At 29.0% G+C, this 16,900-nt stretch carries 23 protein-coding genes; 9 read left to right on the top strand and 14 right to left on the bottom strand.

Annotation, left to right across the window (positions count from 1 at the left end; genetic code table 11):
- Positions 1-4: 4 nt before the first annotated feature.
- Genes VP91_RS06900 through hisB form a run of 7 tightly spaced genes read right to left on the bottom strand, consistent with a single transcriptional unit; the run spans position 5 to position 3,887 of the window.
- Entirely contained in the window at positions 5-508 is a 504-nt protein-coding gene (locus VP91_RS06900; protein ID WP_169035808.1) for a GNAT family N-acetyltransferase, read from the bottom strand.
- Positions 505-870, bottom strand: a complete 366-nt coding sequence (locus VP91_RS02215) for an HIT domain-containing protein (RefSeq protein WP_169035807.1) — start codon at positions 868-870, stop codon at positions 505-507. Before VP91_RS02215 ends, VP91_RS06900 begins: the two co-directional genes overlap by 4 nt.
- Positions 867-1,136 carry a phosphoribosyl-ATP diphosphatase gene (gene hisE, locus VP91_RS02210; protein ID WP_211181494.1) on the bottom strand — a complete coding sequence of 90 codons (270 nt, stop codon included), beginning with the start codon at positions 1,134-1,136 and terminating at the stop codon, positions 867-869. The genes VP91_RS02215 and hisE overlap by 4 nt, the downstream gene beginning before the upstream one ends.
- A 58-nt stretch (positions 1,137-1,194) precedes the next feature.
- Entirely contained in the window at positions 1,195-1,950 is a 756-nt protein-coding gene (hisF, locus tag VP91_RS02205) for an imidazole glycerol phosphate synthase subunit HisF (protein ID WP_169035806.1), read from the bottom strand.
- Positions 1,943-2,662, bottom strand: a complete 720-nt coding sequence (gene hisA, locus VP91_RS02200) for a 1-(5-phosphoribosyl)-5-[(5-phosphoribosylamino)methylideneamino]imidazole-4-carboxamide isomerase (RefSeq protein ID WP_169035805.1) — start codon at positions 2,660-2,662, stop codon at positions 1,943-1,945. Before hisA ends, hisF begins: the two co-directional genes overlap by 8 nt.
- 2 nt (positions 2,663-2,664) lie before the next feature.
- Positions 2,665-3,291 carry an imidazole glycerol phosphate synthase subunit HisH gene (gene hisH / locus VP91_RS02195; RefSeq protein ID WP_169035804.1) on the bottom strand — a complete coding sequence of 209 codons (627 nt, stop codon included), beginning with the start codon at positions 3,289-3,291 and terminating at the stop codon, positions 2,665-2,667.
- A gap of 5 nt (positions 3,292-3,296) precedes the next feature.
- The gene (gene hisB, locus VP91_RS02190; protein WP_169035803.1) at positions 3,297-3,887 is read right to left on the bottom strand and encodes an imidazoleglycerol-phosphate dehydratase HisB; all 591 of its coding nucleotides are present in this window, start codon (positions 3,885-3,887) and stop codon (positions 3,297-3,299) included.
- Between the two features lie 89 nt (positions 3,888-3,976).
- Between hisB and hslV the strand changes: the two genes are divergently transcribed.
- Together hslV and hslU are read left to right on the top strand one after the other, a co-directional pair.
- Entirely contained in the window at positions 3,977-4,492 is a 516-nt protein-coding gene (hslV, locus tag VP91_RS02185; protein WP_169035802.1) for an ATP-dependent protease subunit HslV, read from the top strand.
- Complete coding sequence (gene hslU, locus VP91_RS02180) at positions 4,492-5,859, top strand: ATP-dependent protease ATPase subunit HslU (protein ID WP_169035801.1); 1,368 nt, start codon at positions 4,492-4,494, stop codon at positions 5,857-5,859. Before hslV ends, hslU begins: the two co-directional genes overlap by 1 nt.
- On the opposite strand, the gene VP91_RS02175 is transcribed toward hslU, so the two are convergent.
- Both VP91_RS02175 and VP91_RS02170 read right to left on the bottom strand, forming a co-directional pair.
- Positions 5,849-6,370 carry a Smr/MutS family protein gene (locus VP91_RS02175; RefSeq protein ID WP_169035800.1) on the bottom strand — a complete coding sequence of 174 codons (522 nt, stop codon included), beginning with the start codon at positions 6,368-6,370 and terminating at the stop codon, positions 5,849-5,851. The genes hslU and VP91_RS02175 overlap by 11 nt on opposite strands.
- On the bottom strand, positions 6,371-6,964 hold the full coding sequence (locus tag VP91_RS02170; RefSeq protein ID WP_169035799.1) for a Tim44/TimA family putative adaptor protein: 594 nt from the start codon (positions 6,962-6,964) through the stop codon (positions 6,371-6,373).
- A 58-nt stretch (positions 6,965-7,022) separates the two neighbouring features.
- On the opposite strand from VP91_RS02170, the gene VP91_RS02165 reads away from it, so the two are divergent.
- A complete protein-coding gene (locus VP91_RS02165; protein WP_169035798.1) occupies positions 7,023-7,445 on the top strand; it encodes an FxsA family protein in 423 nt (140 codons plus the stop codon).
- Complete coding sequence (locus VP91_RS02160; protein ID WP_169035797.1) at positions 7,429-7,851, top strand: protein-export chaperone SecB; 423 nt, start codon at positions 7,429-7,431, stop codon at positions 7,849-7,851. Before VP91_RS02165 ends, VP91_RS02160 begins: the two co-directional genes overlap by 17 nt.
- Here the strand turns inward: VP91_RS02160 and dnaQ are convergent.
- From dnaQ to VP91_RS02135, 5 genes are read right to left on the bottom strand one after another with little or no spacing between them, the layout of a single operon-like run.
- Complete coding sequence (gene dnaQ / locus VP91_RS02155) at positions 7,844-8,515, bottom strand: DNA polymerase III subunit epsilon (RefSeq protein WP_169035796.1); 672 nt, start codon at positions 8,513-8,515, stop codon at positions 7,844-7,846. The genes VP91_RS02160 and dnaQ overlap by 8 nt on opposite strands.
- A gap of 1 nt (position 8,516) precedes the next feature.
- Entirely contained in the window at positions 8,517-9,086 is a 570-nt protein-coding gene (coaE, locus tag VP91_RS02150) for a dephospho-CoA kinase (RefSeq protein ID WP_169035795.1), read from the bottom strand.
- Positions 9,086-9,919 carry a shikimate dehydrogenase gene (gene aroE / locus VP91_RS02145; RefSeq protein WP_169035794.1) on the bottom strand — a complete coding sequence of 278 codons (834 nt, stop codon included), beginning with the start codon at positions 9,917-9,919 and terminating at the stop codon, positions 9,086-9,088. Before aroE ends, coaE begins: the two co-directional genes overlap by 1 nt.
- Positions 9,916-10,503, bottom strand: a complete 588-nt coding sequence (locus VP91_RS02140) for a Maf family protein (protein ID WP_169035793.1) — start codon at positions 10,501-10,503, stop codon at positions 9,916-9,918. Before VP91_RS02140 ends, aroE begins: the two co-directional genes overlap by 4 nt.
- A complete protein-coding gene (locus VP91_RS02135; protein WP_169035792.1) occupies positions 10,493-11,320 on the bottom strand; it encodes a pyruvate, water dikinase regulatory protein in 828 nt (275 codons plus the stop codon). Before VP91_RS02135 ends, VP91_RS02140 begins: the two co-directional genes overlap by 11 nt.
- A 284-nt stretch (positions 11,321-11,604) precedes the next feature.
- Here VP91_RS02135 and hemE point away from each other — a divergent pair, with 284 nt between their 5' ends.
- The 5 genes from hemE to mnmE all read left to right on the top strand — a co-directional run bounded on the left by hemE (position 11,605) and on the right by mnmE (position 16,804).
- Positions 11,605-12,606, top strand: a complete 1,002-nt coding sequence (gene hemE / locus VP91_RS02130) for a uroporphyrinogen decarboxylase (RefSeq protein ID WP_169035791.1) — start codon at positions 11,605-11,607, stop codon at positions 12,604-12,606.
- A complete protein-coding gene (hemH, locus tag VP91_RS02125; RefSeq protein ID WP_169035790.1) occupies positions 12,607-13,641 on the top strand; it encodes a ferrochelatase in 1,035 nt (344 codons plus the stop codon).
- Complete coding sequence (gene hemJ / locus VP91_RS02120) at positions 13,634-14,068, top strand: protoporphyrinogen oxidase HemJ (RefSeq protein ID WP_169035789.1); 435 nt, start codon at positions 13,634-13,636, stop codon at positions 14,066-14,068. Before hemH ends, hemJ begins: the two co-directional genes overlap by 8 nt.
- Positions 14,069-14,133: 65 nt before the next feature.
- On the top strand, positions 14,134-15,402 hold the full coding sequence (gene rho, locus VP91_RS02115) for a transcription termination factor Rho (protein WP_169035788.1): 1,269 nt from the start codon (positions 14,134-14,136) through the stop codon (positions 15,400-15,402).
- A gap of 70 nt (positions 15,403-15,472) precedes the next feature.
- The gene (gene mnmE, locus VP91_RS02110; protein ID WP_169035787.1) at positions 15,473-16,804 is read left to right on the top strand and encodes a tRNA uridine-5-carboxymethylaminomethyl(34) synthesis GTPase MnmE; all 1,332 of its coding nucleotides are present in this window, start codon (positions 15,473-15,475) and stop codon (positions 16,802-16,804) included.
- The last annotated feature ends 96 nt before the right edge of the window (positions 16,805-16,900 follow it).

Below are 16,900 nucleotides of genomic sequence, written 5' to 3'. Positions count from 1 at the left end.
ACTTTTATCTAATTAATGTTTCAAATTTAAAAATTTTCATGCCCCTTGATTGATAATTATGTAAAGCATTTTTATGATCTAAAGAACAAGTGTGAACCCATACTCTTTGGCAACCTAAGTTGAATGAATTTTTAATTGCTTCACTTAATAAATATCCCCCAAGTTTTTTTCCAAAGTACTCCTCTAGAATACCAAAATAGGCAATTTCTGCTTCTCCTGTATTTTTATCAAATATGAGTTCAAAATAGCCAGCTATTTCATCTTTATTCTTAAGGATATAAGTAGAAAGTTTCTTATTTGATATATATTTAATCCAATCCAATTCTGTCCAAACAAGTCTATCAGTCCAATGATAATTTTTACCAATATTTTTATAACAAAATTTATTTAATTGAAAATCTTTTGGATTAGCTAATTCTACAAAATAATTTTCTGATGGTTTCTTGACTTCTTTAAAATCTTTTAATGATTTTAGCTCTAAATAATTTCTAAAAATTTTTTTTTTCACTCAACCATTTTTCCAATTTTTTCACCTCCAAATAAATGAAAGTGTAAATGTGGAACCTCTTGACCTCCATGGTCATCTAAATTGGTAAGAGCCCTATAACCCTTTCCATTATCAGTTGATATTCCTAATATTTTTGCAACTTCTGTAATTGCTTTGCTCAATGCTACTATCTCTTGATCTGAAGCTCTATTATTAAAATCATCCAGATTAATATATTCACCTTTTGGTATCACAAGTGCATGAATTTTTTTTTGAGGATTAATATCATAAAAAGAAAGAACATAGTCATTTTCAAATATTTTTTTACATGGAATTTCTTTTCTCAAAATTTTTGCAAAAATATTATTTTTGTCGTAACTCATTTTTTTCTTTTATCTAACTCAGCCATGACATCTTCAACTTTAATATTGTTTGCCTCAAGATACATAATCAGATGGTAAAAAACATCTGCAGCCTCATGAATTTTATTTGTATCTTTTTCTACAGCTTCTATTAATTCATCTATTTCTTCTAAAACTTTTGCTTTACTTAGGGATTTATCACTAAGTAGTTTGTTGGTATAAGAGCCTTCTACAGGTTCGCTTTTTCTTTCCCTGGCTAATTTGATTAGATCATCAAAAATATTCATAATTATTTATCTTTTAATAATATAGTAATGTTAATTTAGTATTGACCATGATTTCAGATCAAATTCTAACAGGAATTCCTTTTGAGTCCAAATATTCTTTGGCTTCTTGCACTGAATGTTTTCCATAATGAAATATAGAAGCAGCTAAGACCGCACTAGCCTTTCCTAATTTAATACCATCAACTAAATGATCTAAATTGCCGACACCTCCAGATGCTATTAATGGAATATTTACTTTAGATGATATCTTGGACATTAAATCAATATCATAACCAATTTGTGTTCCATCTCTATCCATAGAGGTAATTAACAACTCACCTGCTCCACTATCTTCCATTTTCTTGGCAAATTCTATAGCATCAATATTGGTGTTATTTCTTCCACCATGAGTATATACTTCCCATTGATCTCCATTTAGTTTTGCATCGATTGCAACAACAATGCACTGTGATCCAAATTTTTTTGAACTTTCAATTATCACTTTAAAATTCTGAACTGCAGCCGTATTAATAGAAACTTTATCAGCTCCACAATTTAATAATTTATTAATATCTTCTACACTTCTAACTCCACCACCAACTGTTAAGGGTACGAAACATTTCTTAGATGTTTTTTTAACAACCTCATAAATAGTGTCTCTATTTTCATTAGAAGCTGTAATATCTAAAAAACATATTTCATCTGCTCCACCATCACTATAAATTTTAGCTTGCTCCACAGGATCACCAGCATCTTTTAAATCTACAAAATTAATTCCTTTTACAACACGACCGTTTTTAACATCCAAGCATGGTATAATTCTATTTTTAAGCATCTATTTCTTTGGCCAATTCATCTAATTTGATATCACCATCATATATCGCTTTGCCAACTATTATACCTTCAATATTTTTCAATCCTTTTGCTTTTTTAACATCATCAATTGAGGAAACTCCTCCAGATATAATTACTGGACAATTAGAGATTTCTGCAACCTTTTCCGTTTCTGAGAAATTTGGGCTTTGTTTCATTCCATCACGATTAATATCTGTATATATCAATCTGCTTGCACCAAATTCATTAACTTCTTTCAGATAATCTAAGGTTAATTGATTAGAATTTTCTTTCCAACCAGATACAGACAAATATCCATCTTTTGCATCAAGACCTAAAGCAATTTTGTTAGGGAACTTTTCACATGCTTCTTTTAAAAAGTTTTTATCTTTTATTGCAGCACTTCCTAAAATTACTTTTTCAACACCAACATCAGTATATTTTGTAATACTTTCAAGGTTTCTTATACCTCCACCAATTTCAATTTTAAGATCAAATTTATTAATTATCTCTTTAATGATATCCAAGTTAACTGTCTTCCCAGTTAATGCGCCATCTAAATCAACAATGTGTAAATTTTTAAAACCATGATCTCTATACTTACCAGCCTGATCAATTGGTGATATTTCATATTCAGTTTTATTGTTAAAGTCTCCTTTGATCAATCTCACACACTTTTTATCTTTAATATCTATTGCTGGAAATATTTTCATTTTTATAAACTAATAAAATTTCGAATAATTTGTAAGCCCATTTTATCACTCTTTTCAGGATGGAATTGGGTTCCGAAGATGTTCTCTTTCTCTACAGAGCAGACAATATTTGATGAATAGTCTGTGGTTGCTGAAATTACATTTTTATCCACTGGGATAAATTCATAACTGTGTACAAAATACATATGTGAATTATTTTCTATACCTTGAAAAATCTTGCTGTCTTTAATAATATTTATTTCATTCCAACCAATGTGTGGAAGTTTATATTTTCCATTTTTGTTATCAAGCTTTGAGACTTTGCCTGGAATCCAACCAAGACCTTTTGTTTCAATTTCCTCATAACCAGTATCTGCAAACATCTGTAAGCCAACACAAATTCCAAGAAGAGGTTTTTTATGATTGATTGCAAATTCGTTTAGAGTGTCAATTAATCCACTAATGCTATTTAAAGCATCAACGCAGCTCTTAAATGATCCCTGTCCTGGCAATACTACCTTATCACTTGATTTAATCTTTGTTAAATCTGAAGTTACTTCAATATTAACTTTATCTTTAGCAACTTCCTTAAAGGAATTTATTACAGAGCTGATATTTCCTGAATTATAGTCAACAATCGTGACATTCATTAAATTTATAAAGAGCCTTTGGTTGATGGAATACTCTTCTTATTTCTAGGATCTATTTCTAAAGCTATTCTTAGTGACCTTGCTAGAGCTTTAAAACATGACTCAATTATATGATGGCTGTTATCTCCATAAATATTTTCCATATGCAATGTTATTCCAGCTGACTGGGAAAATGCTTGAAACCATTCTTTAAAAAGTTCTGTATCCATTTCTCCAAGTCTTTCTACTTTTAATTTTACTTTCCAAATTAAATAAGGCCTGTTTGAAACATCAATTGCAACTCTTGTTAACGTTTCATCCATTGGAATCATTGCGTGTGCATATCTTCTAATTCCTTGATAATTTTTTAAAGCTTTTTTTAAAGCCTCACCTATAGCAATGCCTGTGTCTTCAGTTGTGTGATGAAGGTCTATGTGGGTATCTCCTTTTGCTTTTACTTTTAAATCAATAAGTGAATGCTTTGATAGTTGCTCAAGCATATGATCCAAAAAACCAATTCCAGTATCAATCTTATACTGGCCTTTACCATCAATATTTACCTCAACACTGATGCTAGTTTCTTTTGTTTTTCTAGATACTTTTCCTATTCTAACCATATATTTTAAAGGTATACATAGATTGTTTAACTATATCAATATTTGTAATCACTACTTGAAGTATAAAAATTAATATCCATCTATAATCTATGACTACAATTGTACTTATTAGAAAGAATAATGAAGTAGTGGTAGCTGGAGATGGCCAAGTCAGTATGGGCAATACAGTTATAAAAAGCACTGCTGCAAAAGTAAGAAAAATCGAAAAAAGAAATGTTATTGCGGGTTTTGCAGGGTCTACAGCGGACGCTTTAACTCTTTTTGAGAGGCTTGAAGCTAAACTTGAAAAGCATGCGGGTAATCTTCCAAGAGCTGCGGTTGAATTAGCTAAAGATTGGCGAACTGATAAATATTTAAGACGGCTAGAAGCTTTAATGGCAATTGGTGATAAAGAAAATAGTTATATAATTTCAGGCACAGGTGATGTTTTGGAGCCAGAAGGAAATGCTATAGGCATAGGTTCTGGTGGAAATTACGCTTTAGCTGCTGCTAAGGTTTTATTAGATACAGACTTAAGTGCGGAAGAGGTTGCAAAAAAATCTATCAAAGTTGCTTCTGAGATTTGTGTATTTACAAATAACAATATTAAAATTGAAAAAATATAATGAAAGAATCAAACGTTACTCCTTTTCCTAAAGAAAAAAATGAACATAAAGATAGTTCTTTAGTTAGCTCATTATCTCCTAGAGAAATAGTATCTGAACTTGATCGGTATGTGGTCGGTCAAAATAAAGCGAAAAAAGCAGTTGCAATTGCTTTAAGGAACAGATGGAGAAGACAAGCTTTAAAAGGTGAAATGAAAAATGAAGTTTTGCCTAAAAATATTTTAATGATTGGCCCAACAGGTGTTGGTAAAACTGAGATATCCAGGAGACTATCTAAATTAGCAGAAGCACCTTTCGTAAAAGTCGAAGCAACAAGATTTACAGAAGTTGGTTATGTTGGAAGAGATGTTGAACAAATTATAAGAGATCTTCTTGAAATTGCTATTGCAATGGAGAAAGTAAAAAAAAGAAAAGAAGTTCATACAAAAGCTCAAAAATTAGCTGAAGAAAAAGTTTTGGATGCACTTGTTGGAAATAAAGCGAGTTTGGCAACAAGAGAAAGTTTTAGAAAAAGATTAAGAGATGGTGATCTAGATGATAACGAGATTGAAATAGTGGTAAATGATAGCAGTTCTCAACCTTCATTTGAAATTCCTGGAATGCCAGGAGCAAATATTGGAATGATAAATATTGGGGAAATGATTGGAAAATCTGTTGGTAACAAGCAAAAAAAGAAAAAAATGACTGTCAAAGAATCTCACGAAATTTTGATTAATGATGAAGCTGATAAATTAATAGAAGAAGATAAAATCATAAAATCTGCAAAAGACTCAGCGGAAAATAATGGAATTGTATTTTTGGATGAAATAGACAAAATTTCAGGTAGAACTGATAGATCTGGAGGAGATGTTTCTAGAGAGGGAGTTCAAAGAGACCTATTACCTTTAATTGAAGGAACAACTGTAAGTACAAAATATGGTCCTATAAAAACTGATCATATTCTATTCATTGCATCTGGAGCATTCCAACTTGCAAAACCTTCTGATTTATTGCCAGAACTTCAAGGTAGACTTCCAATTAGAGTTGAGCTTGAAGCTTTAACTAGCGACGATTTTAAAAGAATTCTTAAAGAACCAGACTATAGTTTAATTAAGCAATATATTGCGCTTCTAAAAACTGAAAATGTAGAACTGGAGTTTTCTGAGGATGGTATAGATGCCATTGCTAACATGGCTTCAGAAGTTAATAATACTGTTGAAAATATTGGAGCAAGAAGATTGCATACTATTATTGAAAGAATATTGGATGATATAAGTTTCACAGCAACAGATAGATCGGGAGAAAAAATTATCATTAACTCTGAGTATGTAAAACAAAATCTAGATCAGTTTGTTAAAGATACAGATTTATCTAAATTTATTCTTTAAATTTATTTTTATTTTTAAGAAAAATATAAAAAGCGCCACCTCCACCATCTTCAATCTTAGCATCTGCAGTTTCGATAATAAGTCGTGCTAAGCAACTATTTTTTTTAATGAATTCGGGAACTGAGTATTTTAATATACTTAGATCTTTTGAAAGGTAGGGGTTTCCAACATTTTTAGATCTGAGACCTTTTCCTGTAATTACTATTATTTTAGTAATATTTTCGTCAAAAGATTTAATAATAAATTGTTCAATTGTCCTGTTAGCCTCTTCTATCGTATAGCCATGAAGATCAATTTTTTTTATTTTTTCGAATCTTATATTTTTTTTTTGATCAAAGTCTTTATCTGGTATCTTATCTTTATTATTTAAAAAATTTTCCCAATCGTCTTTATTTTTGTTTGTTTTTTTTTGTATTTTATCTCTTAAAGAATCTTTACTAGAAATTTTTTGTTTATTATTTAAAAAATTTTCCCAATCGTTTTTATCTTTATCTGAAATTTTTTTATTCAATTATGTAATGGTATCAATTAATAACCAATTTGGATTTGAAGATTTCATATCTTTTGAAAAAATCCAGGTATCATAAACTTTTTTAATTTTTTCACTGTCTCCTGATATTATTTTTTTATCTTTATCTTTTATGCAAGTAATAATTTCACTTACAAAATCTACTGTAACTTCTAGGCTATTATCTATTTTTTTATGTGTTTTTATCACAGCTGATTTAATTCCTATAAAAGTTATTTCAGCGAAGTGACCTTTGTTTTCTCTATCCAAAAGAGCTTCTCTAAATTGATCATGAATTTTTTTACTCAAAAGTGGTTTACTGGCTATCAATTTATTATCACTATCACTAAAATCAGTAATAATTGTTTCATAAGCAATTTTTGCACCTTTTAAGAAGTCTTTTTGTGCCTCTACATCAAAATTTTCATTAATTAGTTTTGGGCTTATTTTAATTTTTTCAAATTCTTTTTCAAATTGTGTTGATATTTTTCCCTCAAAACCAGTTTTTTTACCAAGTATACCTCGCAAACGAAGAAATATAAAACCAGCAATCATTGCCAGAAGAATAATATCCATATATTCGAAACTGTAGTTCATATATTAATAATATTTACTATGTTGCTTAATTACAACTAGCAATTTACAATAAAGACAAATGAACACATTTTTATTATTACTAATTGGTATCCCAGCTGTTGAGATTTATCTTTTTATCAGGATAGGCTCTCAAATTGGCGCCTTTAGTACAGTTTTGCTTATTTTTATTACTGCTTTTTTTGGTGTTATATACGCAAGATACGAAGGTTTTAATACTTTGAAGGCTGGAATGTCTCAAATTGTCAAAAATGAACTTCCTATTTATGAAATTATATCAGGTGCAGCCTTAGCTTTTGCAGCATTACTTTTAATTTTACCTGGTTTTGCAACTGACTTTTTAGGTTTATTAATTATTTTTCGACCCACAAGAAAATTGATTTTAAGAAATATTTCAACCAAGGGAAAAACTAATAATAAAAATGAAGATTTTATAAATGGCGAGTTTGAGGATGTAGAGGAAAAAGATGAAAGAAAACTTTAAAATATTAGCTGAATACATAAAAGATATTTCTAGTGAAACACCTGATATTCAAACTTATATATTTGTGAAAGAAAATATTACTAAATATCAGTTAAATATTGATATTAATTCTAAAGCTTTAAAAAATAAAATGATTGAAGTTAATACTACCTTAAAATTTGAGGATAAGGAACCTAATGAAAAAAAGTCTTATTTTGAAATAGTTTATACTTCAGTTGTAAAAATAAATGACGAACTAAAAGATAAAAAAGATTTGGAGAAAGTTTTATTATGTGATGTTCAAAATAAAATTTACCCAAATCTAGAAAAAGCATTTTTAAACCTTCTTCATAATTCTGGATTTCCAGAAATAAAACTTGATAAAAAAATAGATTTCAACCATCTGTATAAACAGAGAGCTAATTAAAAAAATTTTTCTTTAAGTTATTTTTTAAATAATCTTTATGGAGTTTTAATTCTTCTTCTGTTGGTTTAATAACTTTTTTATAATATTGATTTTTTTTATTTGAATTAATTATTATTTTTTCATTATCTTCATTTTTAAAATTTAGTGTAGGTTCTTTTTGACCCAAAAGATTAATATAAACTTTAGCCAATAGGTCACAGTCAATGAGAGCGGTGTGCTTACTCCTCTTAGTATTATCTACTCGATATCTTTTGCACAAAGCATCAAGACTAGTTGGTGAACCAGGAAATTTATCCCTGGCCAATGTTAGCGTATCTAGAACATTTTCTTTATTTAATTTTTTCTTTCCCACCAACGTTAATTCATTATTCAGATGTGACAAATCAAACGCAGCGTTATGAATTACCAATCTTTTATTTTTTATAAAATTTAAAAACTCATCAGCCACTTCCAAAAATTTTTTTTGAGTAGATAAAAATTCATCTGTATAACCATGGACTTCGAGCGCTTTTTCAGAAACTTTTCTTTCTGGATTGAGATAACAATGAAACCTATTTTGAGTAGGAATTAAATCATCTAACTCAATACAAGCAATTTCAACAATTCTATGTCCATCGCTAACGGATAATCCTGTTGTTTCTGTATCTAGTATGACTTCTCTCATTCTATAAAATTTTTTTCAAAATATTTATAATATTTCTTTTAACAGATTTTTTTGTAAAATTATTCTTAATAACGAATTGAGATTTTTTCTTTTTATAATCTAGTGGTAGTTGAATATTTTTAAATTTATTTAAAAGTGCTATATTATAATTTTTTCTTTTTTTTAATCTTTTCAGAATGTCTTGTCTCTTAGATTGAACAAATATCAAAATATCATTTTTTTTATTAATTCTTTTTTCTAATAAGAGTGGAATATCTAAAATTACAATTTTCTTGTTCCTGTTTTTATTTAGAAAAATATTCATTTTTTTTTTAATTTCAAAATGAACAATTTTAACAATTTTTTTTAGATTAGACTTATTTGCCAAAATAGCATTTGCAATTTCTTTTTTATTAATGGGAAAAGAAAAAATATATCCAGGTAAAATTTTTTTTAGTTTATTGAAAATTTTTTTATCTTTTTTATATAATTTACTAACTTCAAGATCGGCATTAAATACTGGACACCCAAAATTCTTTGCTACATAGCTTTTACCTGATCCAATGTCTCCTAGGATTCCAATTTTAATCATCAGTCTAATAATTTTTTTATGTCATCATCAATTTTTGGCATTATGTTTGTCCAAATATTAAATGCATATTTTGCTTGATTCAAAAACATCATTTTACCATTCATTGTTTTGTTTCCCCTTAACTTTGCTTTCTTTAAAAAATTAGTTTCTTTTGGGTTGTAAATTAAATCATAAAATAAAGTTTTTTTATGAGAATTTTTATTGTAATCACTAAAGTCTATATTTATTTCTTCATTTTTATTTAATCCAATGCTAGTAGTATTAATTATAACATCACAAATCGTAGGTCTTTTACCCCAATCCAACACTTCTATTTTGGGAAATAATTTCTTTAATTCGTGGGATTTTTCTTTTGTTCTGTTGCTTAAGGTAATTTTGTTAGCTCCCTGAAGTTTGAGTGCATGAATTATGGAAGCGGTAACCCCACCGGCTCCAATAATAAAAATAAGTTTATCCTCGAGAGGTAGCTTAGAGGAGTTGTTGGTATGAAAATAAAGTTTTTTTATAGTGTCCCCAAAACCAGCGCTGTCTGTGTTATGCCCAATAATCTTATTTTTAATTTTAAAAAGAGTATTTACAGATTGAGTTTCTTTAGCACTAAAGTCTAACTCATCCAAGTAAGGGATAATTAACTTTTTAAATGGTACAGTAACGTTCACACCAAATATTTCATCTTCTCTTATCTCTTTAATTATATTTTTTAATTCTTTTTCTTCTACTTTTCTTTTTTCATAAACACTATCTACTAAGCAATATTTCTTCATCCAAAAATTATGTATTAAAGGAGATAGAGAGTGCTCGATTGGATTTCCTATAACTAAATATTTTTTCATTTATAGTTGCTTAAATATTCTTTAATTTTTTTAACCGGTAAACCCATTATGGTATCTTCATCACCTTCTATATTAGCAAATAAAGATCTGCCTTCGCCTTCAATTTGATATACGTTGTAAGCATATAATGTTTCATCGTTTATTTTAGCTAAATAATTAACAAGTTCCTCTTCTTTCATTTGTTTCATAGTTAAAGATGCTTTATCCGTACAATTCCAAACCATTAAGCCATTTTGAGATATGCAAACTGAGCTTATTAGATGGTGCGTTTGTCCATTTAAATCAAGAAGTATTTCTAGTGCTTCTTTTCTGTTGTTTGGTTTTGAAATTATTTTACCTTTTAGATCGATAACACTATCTGCTCCCAAAACTAAGTGGTCATGTCTTCTTTGACTTATCTTGTTTGCCTTAAGTTCGGCCAAATTTTTAGAGATAATTTCTGGTGTTGCATTCATCTTTAATAGGCTATCTTTAACACTATCTTCATCAACATTCGAAGGCTCCACAAGACATCTTATTTGGTTTTCTTCTAAAATCTTTTTTCTAACACCACTCTTTGAAGCAAGTATTATTTTATTGATCATTATTTTTATATATTTCGTGTATTTTTATTATTGATGCAGCAACTTCTTCAACAGATTTTCTAGTAACATCGATAGTTGGCCATTTGTATTTCATAAAAGTTTTTTTTGCCCTTTCAACCTCTTCTTTTATTTTTTGTATATCTGTATAACTCGTATTTTCTCTTTCTTTTAGAGTCATCATTCTATTTTTTCTTATATCAACCAACCTTTCTGCTTCAGTTGTTAAACCAACAACACAAGCCATTGTCGGATTTTTTTTTAAGCTCTCTGGTATTGATTTGTCATTAATTAATGGAATATTTGAAGTTTTAAAACCTTTGTTGGCAAGATAAATGGAGGTTGGAGTTTTGCTAGTTCTGCTAACGCCTAACAATATTAAATCTGATTTTTCCAATTCATCAACCATATTTCCATCATCATGATTCATTGTAAATTGAATCGCTTCAATTCTTTCATAATATTCTTCGTTAAGGGCGTGTTGCCCGCTCGGAACATGTGACGCTTGTTGATTTAATAGTTTTGAAAAACTGAGAATTAAATTACCCAATACTCCAAAACAGGGAATTTTTTTTTCATCACTTTTGTTTGCTAAAAATTTAGCAAGGCTACTGTCGACAATGGTGTATAAAATTATAGAATTTTCATTTTTTTTTGCCTCTTCAAGAATTTTTATTACCTGATTTTCTGTTCTGGTAAAAAAATAAGACTTAATATCGTATTCGATATTTTTAAATTGAGCCTTAATAGCAAGAAACACTCTATCAAGTGTTTCTCCTGTAGAGTCTGATATTAGATATATTTGGTATGAATTACTCATGTATAAAGTGTTAACGATTCCGTATTATTTCTAAAATTATTTATAATTTTCTCACTATTTTTTTTTTTCTGTAAAACCTCTTTTTTATAAACATTAATAAACATGTGAGTTATTAATATACATTTTATACAATAAAACTAAATAGAGCCTAAATTTAAAGATTAAGTGCTTATTTTATAAAATATTACTTGTTAATAAATCGTGTATAATATGTGTAAAATTTTTAATTACCATTATTCACATACTATATAACTAATACTATAATTAAATATTTACTTATTAATATGACACCAATCCAAGAAACTATAATAAATAAAAAAACAACAAATACTCCAATATGGTTAATGAGACAAGCAGGTAGATATCTTCCAGAGTTTAGGGAAATTAGAAAATTAAATCCAAACTTTATAAATCTATGTTTAAATGAAAACTTATCATCAGAAATTACCTTACAACCTTTAAGAAGATTTAATTTAGACGCAGCAATAATATTTTCAGATATTTTAATGATTCCTTATGGATTAAATCAAAAGGTAGAATTTAAAAAAGATTTTGGTCCACAATTAGGGCTGTTAGATTTGGATATAATTTCTAAAGTTGATGAAATTGATTTTATAGAAAAATTATATCCAGTTTATAAATCGATTAAAAAAGTAAGTGAAAATAATTTAATTAAAAATAAAAACTTAATAGGGTTTGTTGGAGCACCGTGGACAATATTAGTTTATATGATTAACAAACATTCACCTAAAAAACACTTAATAAAGAATTTTTTTAAAGACGAGTTTTTGATAAATAGAGTTTTAATAATATTAGAAAAATTCTTAAAGTTACACATTGATCAACAAATTAAAAATGGTGCAACCGTGATTCAAATTTTTGATAGTTGGGCCGGACTACTTGAAGAAAAAGATTTACCAAATTATATATATATCCCAACTTTAAATTTAGTAGATTATGTAAAATCATTAAACATACCAGTAATTTGTTTTCCAAGAGGATTAAAAGACTACATAAATTATTGTGATATAGTCAAGCCGGATGTTGTCAATATTGACTATGATGTAAATCCGATATCTATATGTAAAAAAATTAATATACCTGTTCAAGGAGGGCTTGATCCAAAAATATTATTAACCGATAAAGAAAATTTAAAAAAAGAGGCAATAAAATATCTAGAAATATTTAAAGATCATCCATATATCTTTAATTTAGGGCACGGGGTTTTACCAGAAACCAAACCCGACATGGTTGATTACTTAGTTAAAATAGTAAAAGATTACTAAATGAAAAAAGCAATTATTTTATTTAACCTTGGAGGACCCGATAAAATGGAAAGTGTTGAGCCTTTTCTATTTAATTTATTTAATGACCCTGCAATTTTGAATTTACCAACTTTTTTAAGATATCCACTAGCTAAACTAATCTCCAATAGAAGGGCCCCAGTTGCTAAAAAAATATATGCTGAACTTGGTGGATCATCACCCATACTAAAATTAACTGAAGAACAGTCTGGTGCTTTAGAAATTGAATTAAACCAGACTCAGGAAGAGGATGAATACAAATGCTATATCGTAATGAGGTGTTGGAATCCAAGAGCCAAAGATGTGATAAAAGATGTTCAGTTATATGACCCAAACGAAGTTATTTTAATGCCTCTTTATCCCCAATATTCTGCCGCAACGTCAGGGTCTTCAATTAAAGAATGGAAAGATGTTTGTAAAAAAAATAATTACCAAGTTAGGACAAGCACAATCTGCTGTTATCCAACAGACTCAAATTTTATTAACGCACACAGAAAAGAGATAATAAAAAAAATAAAAGATCTTAAAAATTTTAAGTTAATATTTTCTGCACATGGTTTACCTGAAAAAAATATTGAAAAAGGAGACCCTTATCAATGGCAAGTAGAACAGTCGGTTAAAAAAATAGTTGAGAGTTTAAATGACGAAAATTTAGATTGGGTTTTGAGTTATCAAAGTCGAGTCGGCCCGCTAAAATGGATAGGACCATCAACAGAAGACATTATCATTGAAAATTCAAAGATTGGTAAACACATTGTTTTAGTTCCTATCGCGTTTGTCTCCGAACACTCAGAAACCCTTGTTGAACTTGATATAGAATATAAAGAAATAGCAGACGCTAATGGATGTAAAAATTATACAAGAGTTCCAGCGCTTGGTATTAATGAAGATTTTATTAAAGCAATGTCAGAATTAATAATTAAAAAAAATGAATATAAAATTAGTGAAAATCTTTATCCACCAAAGATGCAATGTCCATCTAATTTTAAAAAATGTCCATGTTTAAATTATGAATAGCTATCTATTATTTAAGAGCCTACATTTAATTGCAATAATTTCCTGGATGGCAGGCCTTTTATATTTACCAAGAATTTTTGTTTACCATGTTGAAAACATAAAGAATGAAAACTCATCTTCAATATTTAAAACCATGGAAAGAAAATTGTATTTTTATATCATGACTCCAGCGATGCTTTTATCTTGGGTTTTTGGCTTAATTTTAATCTCCTCACTAGGCTTGGAGGTTCTGTCTGCAGTTTGGATCAAGGTGAAATTGTTGTTGGTTGTCTTATTAACCTTATATCATTTTTATTTATCAAGGCTTCTCAGTGATTTTGAATTTGATCAAAACACCAAGTCATCTAAGTTTTTTAGAATAATTAATGAAGTACCAACAATATTGCTTATTTTGATTGTTTTTATTGTTGTTTTTAAACCTATCTAGACTTGAATTACTCAAAAGAGTATATATATTAATCTTATCTTAATAATATTTAACCCCCCCCCCAAATGAACATACAAGAACTTAAGTTAAAATCATCTGAACAATTAATCACACAAGCTGAAGAGCTTGGAATTGAAAATGCTAGTACACTAAGAAAGCAAGAAATATTATTTGCAATACTAAAAAAAGTTGCAGAAAAAGAAGAAATTACAGGGGCTGGTGTGTTGCAGTTACTCCAGGATGGTTTTGGTTTCCTAAGAGCAATGGAATCAAATTATTTACCAGGTCCCGATGATATTTATGTAAGTCCAAGTCAAATTAGAAAATTTGGTTTAAGAACAGGAGATACAGTTGAAGGTCCTGTTAGAGCGCCAAAAGATGGCGAAAGATATTTTGCATTATTAGAGGTGAGTAAGATAAACTTTGAAGAGCCAGAAAAAGCTCGTCATAAAATTGCTTTTGACAATTTAACTCCATTGTATCCAAACAAACAAATGGTGATGGAGATAGAATCGACAAAAATTGAAAAAAAAATAGATTTAACCCCAAGGTTAATAGATCTTGTAAGTCCAATTGGAAAAGGTCAGAGATCAATAATTATCTCTCCCCCAAAAGCAGGTAAAACAATGATATTACAGAGTATTGCAAACTCAATTGCAAAAAATTATCCCCAAAGCTATTTAATAGTCTTATTGATAGACGAAAGGCCCGAAGAAGTAACTGACATGCAAAGAACTGTTAAAGGCGAGGTTATCAGTTCTACATTCGATGAGCCGGCTTCAAGACACGTAGCTGTAGCTGAAATGGTTATTGAAAAAGCAAAAAGGTTAACTGAACATAAAAAAGATGTTGTGATTTTGTTGGACTCAATCACAAGATTGGGTAGGGCCTATAATGCCGTGATACCTAGCTCTGGAAAAGTTTTAACAGGCGGTGTTGATGCTAATGCATTGCAAAGACCCAAAAGATTTTTTGGTGCTGCTAGAAATATTGAAGAAGGCGGATCTTTAACAATAATCTCAACTGCATTGATTGATACAGGATCTAGAATGGATGAAGTAATTTTTGAAGAATTTAAAGGAACGGGTAATAGTGAAACAGTTCTTGATAGAAAAATTGCAGAGAAAAGAATATATCCAGCTATTGATATTACAAAATCTGGAACAAGAAGAGAAGAACTTCTTTTTAATAAAGATGATCTTTCAAAGATGAATGTTCTTAGAAGAATTATTGGTCCAATGGGAACCATGGATGCCATAGAATTTATTAATTCAAAACTTAAAGAAACAAAAAGTAATACAGATTTCTTTAACTCCATGAATAAGCCAGTATAAATATTAGCCAACTTCCCAAATTGTTAATTTAAAGTTTTACAGACCCACAAAATAGAAGCTATAATACTTCATGACAATTTTTGCTCTTTCAACGGGCCCAGGTATATCTGGGATAGCAATTATTAGAGTTTCGGGTGTAGAAACAAAAAAAGTGATAAAATTGTTAACTAATGGGACAATTCCAGAGCCTAGAATCGCGACATTGAAAAAGATCAATAAAATCAACTCTTCTGAGCTGATAGATGAGGGAATAATATTATGGTTTCCTGGCCCAGAGAGCTATACAGGCGAGGATATGGCAGAAATTCATGTACATGGTAGTAAAGCAGTAATTGATGCACTGCATGCCTCTATTTCAAAGATTGAAAATTGTCGTATGGCAGAACCAGGCGAATTTACAAGGTTGGCATTTCAAAATGGAAAAATAAATTTACTCAAGGCAGAAAGTATTGCTGATTTAATTTCTGCAGAAACCGAAATCCAAAGACAACAAGCAATTAAGATTATGAGTGGAAAATCAGCTGATAAATTTAATGAGCTCAGAGGAAAACTTTTAAAAATTTTATCCAATGTTGAAGCCAAGATAGATTTCCCAGATGAAGATTTACCAGATGATATTTTAAAAGAGATTAAAAAAAACTCTAACTATGTTTTACAAAATATAGAAAAAATTTTAGATGATCAAAAAGTTGGAGAAAGAATTAGAGAAGGGTTTAAAATAACAATTCTTGGACCGACAAATGCTGGTAAGTCTAGTTTATTAAATTGTTTGTCTAATAGGGAAGCTGCAATAGTTTCAGAAATTGCAGGAACCACAAGAGATGTAATAGAAACACACCTAAATATTGACGGTTACCCAGTTATTGTTTCTGATACGGCCGGTATAAGAGAGTCTAAAAGTGAAATTGAGAAAAAAGGTATTAAATTATCTTTAAATAGGGCAGATGAAGCAGATTTAAAGCTTATTGTTGTTGATGCTAAAAACCTAGTAATTAGTGATGTTTTGAAGGGTTTGTTGGATCAAAATGCAATTTTAGTTATAAATAAATTAGACCTTTTAGAGGAGGATATTGATCCTGAGATAAAAAAATTAAACCATGTATTAATTTCTATTAAAGAAAATTTAAATATAGATCAGTTAATTTTAAAAATTAAAAAAAACCTAAAAAATAAATTCATAAAAAATGATAACATTTTAATTACTAGAGAAAGACACAGACAGCATCTTAAGCAATGTCTCAATCATCTTAAAAGTTTTAATGAAAAAAATGAAGTTGATGATTTCGATAAAGCTGCTGAAGATTTGAGATTAGCTACCAGAAATCTAGGAATGATTGTTGGCAAAGTCGATGTTGAAGAGATATTAGACAGTATTTTCAACGATTTTTGTATTGGAAAATAATCTCTATTTTAGTGGGTTTTTAAGACATTTTGGACTGTTTTTGTTGGAATATATAGCTAATTCGTCTATTAAATATTCAAATTATTAACATATATC

The organism is Candidatus Pelagibacter communis (assembly GCF_012932795.1).
Classification (GTDB): Bacteria; Pseudomonadota; Alphaproteobacteria; order Pelagibacterales; family Pelagibacteraceae; genus Pelagibacter; species Pelagibacter ubique_S.
Note: the sequence above shows the minus strand (reverse complement) of the source record. Positions and strands in the feature narration are given on the sequence as shown.

Coding starts and splice junctions, on each gene's coding strand:
- VP91_RS02215 (WP_169035807.1), bottom strand. CDS start 870: ATGAGTTACGACAAAAATAATATTTTTGCAAAAATTTTGAGAAAAGAA.
- hisE (WP_211181494.1), bottom strand. CDS start 1,136: ATGAATATTTTTGATGATCTAATCAAATTAGCCAGGGAAAGAAAAAGC.
- hisF (WP_169035806.1), bottom strand. CDS start 1,950: ATGCTTAAAAATAGAATTATACCATGCTTGGATGTTAAAAACGGTCGT.
- hisA (WP_169035805.1), bottom strand. CDS start 2,662: ATGAAAATATTTCCAGCAATAGATATTAAAGATAAAAAGTGTGTGAGA.
- hisH (WP_169035804.1), bottom strand. CDS start 3,291: ATGAATGTCACGATTGTTGACTATAATTCAGGAAATATCAGCTCTGTA.
- hisB (WP_169035803.1), bottom strand. CDS start 3,887: ATGGTTAGAATAGGAAAAGTATCTAGAAAAACAAAAGAAACTAGCATC.
- hslV (WP_169035802.1), top strand. CDS start 3,977: ATGACTACAATTGTACTTATTAGAAAGAATAATGAAGTAGTGGTAGCT.
- hslU (WP_169035801.1), top strand. CDS start 4,492: ATGAAAGAATCAAACGTTACTCCTTTTCCTAAAGAAAAAAATGAACAT.
- VP91_RS02170 (WP_169035799.1), bottom strand. CDS start 6,964: ATGAACTACAGTTTCGAATATATGGATATTATTCTTCTGGCAATGATT.
- VP91_RS02165 (WP_169035798.1), top strand. CDS start 7,023: ATGAACACATTTTTATTATTACTAATTGGTATCCCAGCTGTTGAGATT.
- VP91_RS02160 (WP_169035797.1), top strand. CDS start 7,429: ATGAAAGAAAACTTTAAAATATTAGCTGAATACATAAAAGATATTTCT.
- dnaQ (WP_169035796.1), bottom strand. CDS start 8,515: ATGAGAGAAGTCATACTAGATACAGAAACAACAGGATTATCCGTTAGC.
- coaE (WP_169035795.1), bottom strand. CDS start 9,086: ATGATTAAAATTGGAATCCTAGGAGACATTGGATCAGGTAAAAGCTAT.
- aroE (WP_169035794.1), bottom strand. CDS start 9,919: ATGAAAAAATATTTAGTTATAGGAAATCCAATCGAGCACTCTCTATCT.
- VP91_RS02140 (WP_169035793.1), bottom strand. CDS start 10,503: ATGATCAATAAAATAATACTTGCTTCAAAGAGTGGTGTTAGAAAAAAG.
- VP91_RS02135 (WP_169035792.1), bottom strand. CDS start 11,320: ATGAGTAATTCATACCAAATATATCTAATATCAGACTCTACAGGAGAA.
- hemE (WP_169035791.1), top strand. CDS start 11,605: ATGACACCAATCCAAGAAACTATAATAAATAAAAAAACAACAAATACT.
- hemH (WP_169035790.1), top strand. CDS start 12,607: ATGAAAAAAGCAATTATTTTATTTAACCTTGGAGGACCCGATAAAATG.
- hemJ (WP_169035789.1), top strand. CDS start 13,634: ATGAATAGCTATCTATTATTTAAGAGCCTACATTTAATTGCAATAATT.
- rho (WP_169035788.1), top strand. CDS start 14,134: ATGAACATACAAGAACTTAAGTTAAAATCATCTGAACAATTAATCACA.
- mnmE (WP_169035787.1), top strand. CDS start 15,473: ATGACAATTTTTGCTCTTTCAACGGGCCCAGGTATATCTGGGATAGCA.